This is a genomic window from Flavonifractor sp. DFI.6.63, assembly GCF_024462255.1.
Taxonomy (GTDB): Bacteria; Bacillota; Clostridia; order Oscillospirales; family Oscillospiraceae; genus Lawsonibacter_A; species Lawsonibacter_A hominis.
In genome coordinates this window covers 35,373-46,652 of record NZ_JANGBE010000004.1, presented here as the reverse complement: position 1 = coordinate 46,652, position 11,280 = coordinate 35,373, and the positions used below count along the sequence as shown (strand labels likewise).

At 54.1% G+C, this 11,280-nt stretch carries 17 protein-coding genes; all 17 read right to left on the bottom strand.

Features of this window, described 5'->3' with window-relative positions:
• Positions 1-47: 47 nt before the first annotated feature.
• The gene (locus tag NE547_RS03015) at positions 48-176 is read right to left on the bottom strand and encodes a hypothetical protein (protein ID WP_255358003.1); all 129 of its coding nucleotides are present in this window, start codon (positions 174-176) and stop codon (positions 48-50) included.
• Positions 177-181: 5 nt separating this feature from the next.
• A complete protein-coding gene (locus NE547_RS03010) occupies positions 182-601 on the bottom strand; it encodes an A24 family peptidase (protein WP_033120337.1) in 420 nt (139 codons plus the stop codon).
• A gap of 6 nt (positions 602-607) precedes the next feature.
• Entirely contained in the window at positions 608-871 is a 264-nt protein-coding gene (locus NE547_RS03005) for a DUF6133 family protein (RefSeq protein WP_033120338.1), read from the bottom strand.
• Positions 872-924: 53 nt separating this feature from the next.
• The gene (locus NE547_RS03000) at positions 925-1,314 is read right to left on the bottom strand and encodes a SpoVG family protein (RefSeq protein ID WP_256174703.1); all 390 of its coding nucleotides are present in this window, start codon (positions 1,312-1,314) and stop codon (positions 925-927) included.
• A 55-nt stretch (positions 1,315-1,369) separates the two neighbouring features.
• A complete protein-coding gene (locus tag NE547_RS02995) occupies positions 1,370-1,918 on the bottom strand; it encodes a YodL domain-containing protein (RefSeq protein ID WP_033120340.1) in 549 nt (182 codons plus the stop codon).
• Positions 1,919-1,941: 23 nt separating this feature from the next.
• Complete coding sequence (locus tag NE547_RS02990; RefSeq protein ID WP_256174702.1) at positions 1,942-2,673, bottom strand: DUF3849 domain-containing protein; 732 nt, start codon at positions 2,671-2,673, stop codon at positions 1,942-1,944.
• The gene (locus NE547_RS02985; protein ID WP_033120391.1) at positions 2,663-3,166 is read right to left on the bottom strand and encodes a hypothetical protein; all 504 of its coding nucleotides are present in this window, start codon (positions 3,164-3,166) and stop codon (positions 2,663-2,665) included. Before NE547_RS02985 ends, NE547_RS02990 begins: the two co-directional genes overlap by 11 nt.
• An 8-nt stretch (positions 3,167-3,174) precedes the next feature.
• Positions 3,175-3,513 carry a hypothetical protein gene (locus NE547_RS02980; protein WP_052084440.1) on the bottom strand — a complete coding sequence of 113 codons (339 nt, stop codon included), beginning with the start codon at positions 3,511-3,513 and terminating at the stop codon, positions 3,175-3,177.
• Positions 3,514-3,528: 15 nt separating this feature from the next.
• Positions 3,529-3,939 (bottom strand): hypothetical protein, encoded by a 411-nt coding sequence (locus NE547_RS02975; protein ID WP_242842923.1) that lies wholly within the window; start codon positions 3,937-3,939, stop codon positions 3,529-3,531.
• Positions 3,923-4,759, bottom strand: coding sequence for a DNA adenine methylase (locus tag NE547_RS02970; RefSeq protein ID WP_033120393.1), 837 nt, complete (start codon positions 4,757-4,759; stop codon positions 3,923-3,925). Before NE547_RS02970 ends, NE547_RS02975 begins: the two co-directional genes overlap by 17 nt.
• Before the next feature lie 4 nt (positions 4,760-4,763).
• A complete protein-coding gene (locus NE547_RS02965) occupies positions 4,764-5,099 on the bottom strand; it encodes a hypothetical protein (RefSeq protein ID WP_256174701.1) in 336 nt (111 codons plus the stop codon).
• A 112-nt stretch (positions 5,100-5,211) separates the two neighbouring features.
• Positions 5,212-5,499 (bottom strand): hypothetical protein, encoded by a 288-nt coding sequence (locus tag NE547_RS02960; RefSeq protein ID WP_256174700.1) that lies wholly within the window; start codon positions 5,497-5,499, stop codon positions 5,212-5,214.
• Positions 5,500-5,577: 78 nt separating this feature from the next.
• A complete protein-coding gene (locus NE547_RS02955) occupies positions 5,578-6,615 on the bottom strand; it encodes a hypothetical protein (RefSeq protein ID WP_256174699.1) in 1,038 nt (345 codons plus the stop codon).
• A gap of 3 nt (positions 6,616-6,618) precedes the next feature.
• Positions 6,619-7,863, bottom strand: coding sequence for a hypothetical protein (locus NE547_RS02950; protein WP_256174698.1), 1,245 nt, complete (start codon positions 7,861-7,863; stop codon positions 6,619-6,621).
• Positions 7,864-8,018: 155 nt separating this feature from the next.
• Positions 8,019-9,050 carry a tyrosine-type recombinase/integrase gene (locus NE547_RS02945; protein ID WP_256174697.1) on the bottom strand — a complete coding sequence of 344 codons (1,032 nt, stop codon included), beginning with the start codon at positions 9,048-9,050 and terminating at the stop codon, positions 8,019-8,021.
• Complete coding sequence (locus NE547_RS02940; RefSeq protein ID WP_256174696.1) at positions 9,047-10,012, bottom strand: tyrosine-type recombinase/integrase; 966 nt, start codon at positions 10,010-10,012, stop codon at positions 9,047-9,049. Before NE547_RS02940 ends, NE547_RS02945 begins: the two co-directional genes overlap by 4 nt.
• Positions 10,002-11,243 carry a tyrosine-type recombinase/integrase gene (locus NE547_RS02935; RefSeq protein ID WP_187016427.1) on the bottom strand — a complete coding sequence of 414 codons (1,242 nt, stop codon included), beginning with the start codon at positions 11,241-11,243 and terminating at the stop codon, positions 10,002-10,004. The genes NE547_RS02940 and NE547_RS02935 overlap by 11 nt, the downstream gene beginning before the upstream one ends.
• Positions 11,244-11,280: the final 37 nt, after the last annotated feature.

Here is an 11,280-nt window from a genome sequence, read left to right as displayed (position 1 = left end):
ACTCGCATTTCCTCCTTCATTTCATGTTGGGTCGGAAAGTCCGGGCGTTACGCCCGGACCGATCTGGTTCTTCTGCCCCGCTTCAGCCGGGGCAGAAGAATGGCGGCCGCCGTCAGGGGCAGGGTCACGCCGGCGATGGTGAGCACAGTCTTTTTCGTTACATGGAACTTCTTCATAATAGTCAACCTCCAAAACAGTATAGTGCGGCAAAGCCGATGGACAAAAAGGGTCCAAACGGAAGAGGCGTCCGGCCTGTGAGGGCGTGGGGACGGCGGAATATCTTGTGATAGAGCCTGGTGATACAGAAATACAGCACCGCCAGCAGCAGGCCCAAGGCCAGCCCCCAGAATCCCTGCCAAAAGCCCAACACAAAGCCAGCTGCGGCAGTGAGCTTGATGTCACCGCCGCCCATGCATTCCGGCTGGATCAGAGCGGCAATCAGCAGAGGCAGGGATGCCAGGGGACCCAAAAGCTGGACGGGGCTGAAAGAGATCAGCCCCGCCGCAGCAGTCAGGAGACAAAGGGAATTTGGGATAACGCGCTTGCGGCAGTCCACCGCCGAGGCGGCGGCCAGCGCCGCGAGGAACAGGAGCGCCTGCACCTGGAATCAGCCGTTGTAGTCGAACATTTCCTCCACGCGCTCGGTCACGGTGGGCAGGACGGTGTCCCCGAACAGGGTGTACAGGCCGGCCAGGAGCAGAGCACCCAGCACCACGGCGATCAGGATCTTGATGGCGGTATCGATGTAGCCCTCGCCGCGGGTGCTGCAGAGGGGGGCGGACAGGCGGGCACGGGCGCGGGTCATGGCGCAGTGGGCCTTGCAGGTCATGGTCTTCACGGTGTTGGACATCTTGTTGAACATCTTCTTCATAAAGCGATTCCTCCTAAAATTTTTAGATTGTTGATTGTTGTGTGGTCAGCGGGTCACATGCCCATCTTCTGGGCCTGTGCCGTGGGGTCCGGCGCCGACTGCCGCGGCTGGCTCATAGCCTGGGTCAACGCCTGCTGATAGGCGTTGAGTACCGCACCGTCAAACTCCATCCGGGCGTCCTTCGTGCAGGGAAAGCAGATATCTTTGTACTCGCCGTTCCCGGCCTTGTAGCTGGGCATGGATACGAAAAGCCCCTTGCTGCTCTCCATGACTTTGACGCCCCGGACGGCAAAGCAGCCGTTGATATTCACGGATGCTGTGGCCTTGCAGGTTCCCTCCGGCCGGAGCGTGTGGATCTTGACGTCATAGTGGGTGGGATAGACGGCATGGGGATCGCCGGTGCTGTGGGCAGCCGGTTCAACTGCCTTCTGTTCTTTTGCCATGGTGTACTCCTCCTCTCTCTGAATATCAAAAATGAGCGGCCTCGCCGCTCTGGGGTCACAGGGTCATGGTCATACCCGATTCCTGCTCCGGGGCTTCCAACTGCACCGGAACGATGGATGTGCGGTCCACATAGTAGAACTCGCTGCCGGAATCGTCGTAGAGCTCGATGAGATCTGAGATGGCCAGCGGCTGGCCGTCGCTGCCCAGGGGCTTGCGGCAGAACGCCTCCCAGATCCCGTCCAGGCTGTTGGTGCTGACGGTACCGTCATACACCACCTGGTAGCGGGCCAGGTCCGGTCCGCTGTATTCCGCTTGCATACGGTCCAGCCCAATGAAGCGCATGGCGATGGGGGCTAAGGGGCCGAGCTGCCAGACGCGGCAGGCTTTCAGGGCTGGTCCGCCGTCTGCCGCCTGGTATCCGCCAGTGGACAGGCGGTCATAGACGCCGTCCGTCCACTGGACGGCCAGCCCCTTCTTTGCCAGCCAGTCCTCCAGCTCCTCGCGGCGGAACATGGAGTCCGCCACCACTCCCTGTTCTGTCCTGTAGCCCACTGGGTTTCCGTAGTAGAGCAGGCATCGGTTTTTCATCTCTATACTTCGCATGGCGGCATATCTCCTTTCCGCGTTTAGGTCATGCGCATCCCTCCCATACCCGCGTTCTGCCCTTGAAGCTCCTCCAGCTTTTCTCTGGCCCAGCCGGGGAGGAAGTCTTCTTTCAGAACGCCGGTGAAGTCTGTACGGTTCCAACGGGTCATTTCTTCGTCCCCGAGACAGGTGCAGCGGATGGAGCGGCCAATGGCATGCGGCCTGCATCCAAAGCCGTCATGTGCCAGCCAGAGCTGGTTCTGGGGCGTCCAGCAGGACTCCTTGAGGGTGTCTGGACTGAGCACCAGCACCCGGCCCTCATAGCCCAGAGCTTCATAAGAGTTGGGTTCGCAGTGCTCCGGCCCGAACAGCTCCAGCTTGTCGTATGCCTCCCGCACCTGACTGATGAACGTGTCCAGATACAATAGGGCGGTATCTACTTCAAAATAGCGGTTGTGGCCGCGGTCAGGGGGAACGTAGATTTTTGACTGCCAGTCCCGGCTTTCCGCGCTGAGCTGTTCCCTGTAAAAGCCCAGCCCTTCCATGGTGTTGGCCAGAACGAAATTGGTCCGCTTGAAGCCCCACCGCTCCAGCACCTTTTGGGATGCCTCCGGCTTCAACGCGCCGCAGCTGTCGCGGTAGACGCGGATGGCGGCTTCGATGTCCCGGGCGCAGGACACATTGGCGTGGAAGCTTGCGTCCCAAAGCGCCGCTTCTCCAAGCCTGTGGGCCTCTGCCCATGAGTGGGGATAGAGATACACATTATTCTCCATAGAGGATCTTCTCCGTCATCAGATGCTCCTCCAGCTCCCCCAGGCAGATCCCGGCTTCAGCCAGCATATCCAACAGATAGGGAGGTACATCCCGCAGGTCGTGGTCATACTCGGCCACGCCGATGGTGACGGTCTGTTCCTCGTCATCCGCATAGGCGCAGAGCTTGGCTCCGGCAGGGATGCACGCCTCCCGCCGCAGGTAGTCCGGCAGCTCCAGCATTCCATCCTCCAGATCGTCGAAGGGACAGCCATCCTCGCAGTCGTCGCAAGTGCCGCAGACCATGGCCAGATGGACGGTGAGTTCTGTTGCCAGCTGGTGCAGGGCGTCCATTGCCTGGATCAGCTCCGTGGCGGTCATCCGCTTTTTCAGAATGACCACCGCGCTGTCCAGAGCGTGGATCTCGGCCTTTTCATCGGCCTCAAAGCCGCTGATCTTGAATACCCCGCTGGGGATTGAAAGGGTGTTGTTGCTCATCTGTTTGTTGAACTTCATTTTTCTCATCACTCCATCAAAATTGTAGGCATGGCGGGGTTAACCTCCCCCGGCCCTTCGTAGGAATATCTTTGGTTGTGCCACTGCCGCAGCTCATCTCCATGCACCCAAAATTGGGCAAGGGCACTGACGGCACAGCCATACTGGAAGCCTGTAATGAGGTCTGTATCGGCTTGGTGGCTGGTGCGCTCCGCGATATCCGGCAGGGCGGCGCCAGACGCCATCTCCGTCTCCATTAAATCAGCCCAGCGGCCCATGAACTGCACAGCGGCAAAACTGTATCCATCTCTGCTGTTGACTTCCAGGAATTGCCGATATTCTGCTTCCAACCCCTGTTTAATGATCATTTTCTCGCACCTCTTTCAAATCGTCTGACTGAATGCCGGAATATCCAGCCTTTCCTGCTGGGCAGTCAGCCCGTCCCGGAAGGCCGTCAGGTCTTCCATCGTTGGGGTATAGCTCCTTGCTTCAAGGGCAGCCAGCAGCGCGTAGAGCTGGCCCACCTCGGACAGCAGGACCCGGAGTCCGTCCGCGTCCATATCGGTTCCCATCCGGCGAAGCTGTGCGGCGAAGGTGATGCGATAGCGGGGCTGGCCAGGGATGCTGTCGATCCGCATATCCATCCCAAGATTGGAGACGTCTTGCGGGCGGATATAGACCAGCCCCGCCACGCTGGGTCGGATCTGCAGGCGTCCCTGGCTCATCTCCTCAATCAGCTGAGCCGCCTGTTGGAGCTTCTCCAGCTCGGTGATCTGTTCATCCAATTGTTTCACCCCCATTCCAGTCAAACAGCGTCATTTGAGAGGGGACCATTCGGCTCCGCTCCCGCAGGTCATAGTTGGCGATGAGTAATTCCGGGAACTGCGCCCCGTTGTCGTACCGCTGCTTGATGTTGTTGATGCGGGTGGTTTCCATGAGATAAATGCCTGGCTGGTCATACAGCCCACGGACAAAGGTATCGTCGTTATAGGAAAGCAGGAACTTGCCCTCGATCCGCATCAGGGCGTCCCGCAGGCGGATGTGGTCCGCCTCGGTGAAGCCGTCTTCCCCGATGTTGGAGTAGTAGCCCTCGGTGGCATGGTAGGGCGGGTCGAGATAGAAGAAACTCACCGGCCGGTCATATTGACGGAGCAGTTTTTCAAAGTCCTTATTCTCAATAACCACCTTGGCCAGCCTGCGGTGGGCCTGCTCGATGAGCGGAAAGTTGCTCCACATATCATGGGGCTGGCTGCCGAAGCTGGTCAGGCCGGAGGCGTAGCTGTACCGGATGAGCTGATAGAACCAGGCGGCTTTCCGCACATCGCCGGCGGGACTGTCTCTGGCCAATGCGGAACGAATCCGGTCAAAGTCCTCGCGGGCGTTGAGGACATAGCGGAGTTCTGCCATCAGTTCCTCCGGTTTTTCCCGGACACAGCGGTACAGGTTGACCAGAAGACTGTTGAAATCGTTGTAGACCTCGAAATCATTGCCGGGCGGCTTATAGAAGAGGACCCAGCCGCCTCCGCCGAAGACCTCGATATACCGCTCATAGTAGACTGGGAACAGGGTGACGATGAGTTCACGCAGTGCTTTTTTGCCGCCGATCCAGCTCATGAAGCTATTCAACCGCATCACCGCCTTCCAGCGGCAACCGGGTCTGTGCGGTATTGAACTGTTCCAGGGATCGGTTCAGTCCGCTGATGGCGGCGGCGATCCCGCTGATCCGCCGTGTCAGATGGGCGATGGTTGCCCGCACCTCCTGTTCCGTAGTGGCGTAGAAGTACCCGCTGCCGCTGCTGGCGATGGGGACTCCCTTGCGGCGCAGGCGGTTGACCATCTGCCGCACTTCGATCCCCTTGATGGAGAAAACGCACTCCAACTCCCGGCTGGTGGCGGCATTTGATTCGCCGGAGTGATACCGTTTCAAAAATTCCGCCAGCCGTTCTTCCTGCATAGACGCCTCCTTTCCGGGGTGCTTTTCCGAAAAAGGGCGTAAAAAAAGAGGGGGCCGTTTATCCCTCTCGGAAAAACGGCCCCTGTATCTTGATTGGATATGCTTGTTTAGCTTATAGAATCACCCCCAGTTCTCTCAGCATCCGGACACAGTCTTTGGCGCCCTGGCAATAAAGGTGGATATTGTGCCTTTGCTCCATGCGGGAGAGGAAACAGATGTACTCCTGCATTTTCTTTTTTCCCACATGCCCCAAAAGTGGATCTTGTTCGATCTCATCCCGGATGCGGGAGAGTTCTGCCTCCTCTTGGCTGAATTCAGGATGGTTTCGCTCCATCTCCTCAAAGATCAGCTCGATGCGCTGGTCAAGCATCTCCAACCGCAGAGCTTCCTGCTCATTCACTGGTTTCGCCCCCTTTTGGCAAACACTATCACACTCCGTGGAGAATAGCTATACCAATACCTAATAAAATCGAGGCGGCTACATTGACAGAAGAAGGCCGCGGTGCTCAGGCTGGCTGTATTCGTACTGGCGCTCTCCGCCATTCCACGCCGCATAGCCGTGATCCGTGGCGGAGAGACCGTACTGTCTCATTTGGGCCTCCGCATAGGCGGCCCCGTCAAAGGCGTCTGTGAGCAGACTGCTGGGCGGAATCAGACCGTTTCGGATTGCCAGTTCCCGCCCGTATGCGGTCATATCCATGCCCCGTGGAAAGAATGCGTAGTGCTGGAGGTTCTGGGAGAGATCCAGGGCCAGATCCAGCCGGCGGCAGTCCTCCAGCTCCAGCACTGTCAGCCACTTGTCCAGCCAGTGGGGTTCCCCCTGGCCCTGCTCAGCCCAGACATAGCCGAAGTCGATGGCGTGGCGGACCAGTTCGCCGGCGGAGTCGTACTGAGAGAGGACATCCGTCAGCTGGGGCAGACAGCAGTCCACCTCCAGCACGATGCACTCACTGAGGCTCTCCGCCTGCAGTGCGTCCAGCCCCAGCAGGAGTTCATCTGGATGGTTTGAGTCGATGTACTCGCCGGAATCCGGGAAGCCCACCCAGACCCCCTCCATATTGCTCCGGCTGGCCAGCCTGATTCGGATGGCATAATCGCCGGTGACAGGCCGAAGGGTGGGGTCTTCCTCTGCAAAAGGATCTGCCAGCTTGATGCTTCGCACATAGTGGCCGTTGCAAAAGGTTCCGTTCTGTGACTGGTGGTAGGCGGCTCCCAAATGCTCCGCGTTCAGGAATGGCCGGGCGGCCTCCGAGAGAGGCTCCACATTCTCCATGACAAATTTTCCAAGCGCGGCCTCATCTCCCGCGCCATAGAGGAGGTCATAGCAGTCCAGCTGGGACGCGATCCGCGTCACATGGCCCATCTCCTGGGGCTTTTCCAGCTCCATGGCCCCTTGAAACAGAATCTTTTCTTTCTCTGTCATATTGGCAAAGCGCCGTTCCAGCCAATCATGTTCCGATTTGGTGAGATAGAAGCCGTCCAGCTTGTCAAAGAGGGCGGCGGTTTGATCTGCCATGGCTCACATCATCTCCAATCCTTGTTCTGCCGCCTGTTCCGGTTGAAATATGGACAGGGACTGCCCGTCCTTTCTGCGGATCAGGCCATATTCCGTAATGGCCCCCAGCCGGTCATCCAGCATCTGCTGACCGATCCGGGCCGCCTGCGGGGTTTGGAACAGTTCCTCCGGCAAATCCGGATACTTCTCCCGAAGCACCATCTCTGCGTAGCCCCAGGTCTGTGCCACCTCGGGACGAAGTTCGTACTGGCCGGCTTCCTCCATCAGCTGGACGGCGCAGGCCAAATCGGGCTGGCCCACAGCAGCCAGGAGCGCCTTATAGCGGACAAACTCCGCCTCGCCCCAGGTTCGCTCCTGCTCTGCCAGCCGGCGGGCGAAATCGTTGACCTGCTCCAAGCCGTCGTCCTCCAGCGCGTCATTGATGGCATCCCGCAGGGAGGGGATCAGGCAGTCCACACAGTGGAAGGCGCATTCCTTTGTAGAAACGGCGTCTACCGCCTCCAATGTCTGCTGGATACCACCATGGATTACAGGGAGATCCAGCGTTGCAGTGTTATCATTATCATACTGGGGATCATTGAAAAAGCCTTTGCGGACCTCCAGCACAACCGGAGCGCCGGAGCGGTGGAAGTAGGCAACTTCGCCGGGCTGGTACACATAGATAGGCTTGATTTCTCCACCCAGCTCCGCATAGCCGCGGTCGGTGAACACGCCGCCATGGTCCTCTTGATGCTGTTCCCCCAGCAGCTCCAGCAGCCTTTCCCGAAAGCCGCTGCCCTCATCCGTGGTACCCAGCAGAGCCATGGCCTCATCTGAGAGCATCTCATTTCCGTACAAAAACGTCCCAAGTTCTTCGTGATTGGTAACTCGGGGCGCAAAACAGCAGACATCGGTATTATAGGTCAGGTTGATGAGCCGCTCCAGAGGGATGGGCCCGCTGTGCTGTTCCTGTTCCATCTTCAGGAGGGCTTCCATTCCTGGCCGTTGCTCCTCGGTCAGCGTGGCCAGACGCTGGGCAAAGAGATTCAGGTCATACAGGTTGATGTTATCTCCAACCGTGCCGCGGCGCAGGGCCTCACAGCGAATACAGGTCAGTTCGTTTTTACAGGATCTGCCGTCCTTGATCCTTGCTTTCTGGAGCGCGTCATTGAATTCCGCCCAGGTTGCCGGCATCTCCATCACCGTGGCCGTTTCATACCCCTTGGGGCTGCCGTTGCTGATCTCCACCTTGAAAATCGGTTTACCCAAGATCCATCCCTCCCATCTTGGGATAGTTCTCCTGATATTTGGCTGGATCGGCGCCGGGTACATCCCATCCTGCTAATCCCGTGAGTTTTGTTATCCGAGGAGTTTCCCCGAATACAAGGAAACCCCTCGGGTATACACAAAAGTTACAGGATAATCTATTCTCGTAGAAACCAAATAACATCGGTCTTTTCATCTCCTTTTTCCTTTTCAGGTGCTGGCAATTTTGCAGGGAGGCCGCGTTCTCGTAAGATTTTGTTTGCTTGATCTGAGGTAACGGTGGCATAAATCATGGTGGACTGAATAGATGAATGTCCCAAAAATGCTTTAATTGCAGGCAGCGAACATCCGCATGCCAGCATATCAACTGCAATCGTATGGCGAAATGCGTGTGGGGTATAGGCTTTTTGCTGGAATAACCCTGGATGTAATTTTTTAGCCATATTCACATACTTGGAAACAACTTCCTCTACACACGAAATCGTCATATGCTCGTTTCGCTGGCTCGAAAAAACATGACGGTTTTTGTCTCCATAAAATAAACCTGCCTGTTTGAAATGAATTCTCAATAGATCTGCACATTCATTGGGGATAACAATTCGCCGGGCCTTGCTTCCTTTGCCCACCAAGCGCACACGGGTTTCTACACCAAAAGTAACATCATTTGCAGTTAGGTCGCAAAGCTCCTGCGCTCTGGCGCCGCTTGCATAGAGAAAACTCATGAGGACAACATCTCTCCGCCCGCAAATTGTTTGTCGATTTGGCAATGACAATAATATCTGCATTTCTTCTGGCAAAAAGAATACGACATCATCTCCGCTTCTTTTAGAGGCCCTCTTTCTCTCGGTTCCCAGAACGCAAGACGAAAATGCTCCGGCAGATACCACATCTCTTCTCAATGCGAATTTAGCAAAGGAAGACAGCGCAGCAAGGCGTTGGTTCCTGGTTTGTTTACTGCAGCCGCGTGTGGTTTCTATCCATGACAAAAATTCATCAACTATACTGCTGTCCAGTACAGAGAACGTTACTTTACCCGCAGGGATCCCCTTTTCTTCTTCTAAGAAAATGAAAAAGATCCGCAAGGCTGCTTTGTAAGATCGGATTGTATTTTCACTGACACCTTTCGTGTCTGGAAGATAGCTGTCAAAAAATTCGGTCAACAGCCTTATAAATTCCATACCTCGCTTCATTCGTCAATCACCTCCGGGAAGATATTGTGCTTCCTTGTATAGTCCGTAATCAGAGTATGGTCTCGCTGGAAAAAATCGTAGTTTGCCTGCAAGTATTTATCGGTCTCTCTTAGGTCGCAATGTCCGAGATATGTGGATATGAAAGGAACGGCATCGGCAAAATCAAGCGGCGTTTGCAGTAATTGGTCAAATGCTTTTGCCACAAATGTGTGCCTGAAGCAGTGGAGGCACGGCCCGCGCTCATATTTCCGTACCCGTTCAAAATCAATGCCGCAGTCCTGTAGAAGATGTCCCATCCTTTTCCGGGCCCACTCTGCTGAATAGCGTCTTCCGCTGGTGCTATTTACAAACAGATATTCTCTCTGTGGTACAATAGATAAATACGCTCGAATGAGTTCTGTCAGTGAAATATCCATAGGCACATACCGTTGCTTGTCATTTTTGGCGTGTCGGACAAATAGCACCCCTAAATTCAAGTCTATATCTCTCGTTTCCATCTTCAACGCCTCATTTCTGCGCAAACCGCATCCGTACAGCATCCGTAATAAAATACAAAATAGGACTGCACTTTCTGGATTATAATCGCTATATGGAAGACTATCAGCGGAGGCTATCATTCTTTTCCATTCTTCATCGCTAAAAACATACGGCGCATAGGTATAAGAACACCGCGGGTATTCCGGTTCAAATGCGGTAATGTTTATAGAACGCAAATATTTTGAAAGCCCCCTGTAGCGTGCAATGTAGCTTACTTTATTTGCGCTTGTACCACATATCGTAGAAAGCCATTGGTTGATAATGCTTTCACTGAGACATTTTTCGAAAGTATGATTTTGCAGCAAAAAAGAATCCAGACTCCTAAGCATGATTTCATGGTTACGTGTGCTTCGCCCAGCCGATAAAAGCAACTGTAGATAATTGCTAAACTCAACAGCCAGGAAACTTTTGAAATCATTTTTCATTGGGAACCCTCCCCATGTTGCTTAGCCACTCTTTAAGTTTATCTGTTGCTGGAGGGACGGCAACTGCACACCGTCTAAGGTTTTCAATATCCAGTCGGACATAATTGTTAAAACAAAGCGAGCTTTGATGCCCTAAAACCTTTTGTACAACAGAATAGGGAATATCTTCTGCCACCAACTCCGTCGCCAGGCTCATGCGCAGTGCGTGCGGGCCAGTTTTTCTCCTATCGGTGTCTATACCTGCCTTCGCCAAATAGCGAGACATTTCATGATGCGCTACAGTTTGCCCAATTGGTGTAAACGGACATTGTACCCGTAAAAATATATTCTCACTGTCCGAACTGGGACGGCCCTTTGTTAGATAGGCTAAAAGAGCTTCTTTAACATCCGGTAAAAGTTCCAATCTTGCAGATACACCGGTTTTTTTCTGAACAAATTCGATGGTATTTGTATCCCAATGAATATTTTTCTTTTTCAAGTTGCAGATATCAGACGTACGGATGCCGAGTCGTGCGGCCAGCAGCAACATGGCACGGTCCCGTAATCCTTTGTCGGTACTTTTATCTACAACATTTAGAAGCTTTTGGATTTCATCTTTTGAATAGACAGTAGGCATGGGTTTTGCGCGGCGAACCGCGGGGACAAATTCAGCCAAATTCAACGGATGAATCTGCTCTTGATAAAGATATTTCATGAGTTTTCTAACTGCACAGCGAAAGTTCTCTTTCGAGCCACTTGCTGAAAACGCTGCATAGAGGATCTGTGCGTTAATTTCCTTTAGATCTGAAATCCCTTGCTGTTCTACGAAATGAAGAAATTCGTAACAATACAGATCTTGAAGTTTGCGTGTACCATCGCTAATAGACTGCTTACAGAGCATTTCATCGAATCTCTCAAAGACACCGCTAAAGTGCTTTAAATCTTTCTGCTTTTTCCGTGTATGGACTACGACATATGGTCTTTTGTTTAGAATGTCATTCAGCCGTCTCACATAAAAAGACATGTAAAACTGTCGACCGCTGGAGATTCTGCCACCATGTGTTGCCAAATAAGTTTCACCTACGGCTTCGGTGTACTCAAGGATTTGATTCTCTCTCATGTAGCGATCTACTCTGCCCATGGCTTCACGGTAATGTCGAATAGACTCGCTGGGGTACTCCTTTTCGTGTAGTTGGGAAAGAAGATCCTCCCACAACTGCGGCATATTGCCCGTGACAATTTCACATTTCATGGAATGCACCACCTTCTATATTTCTGAATGGCTTTTG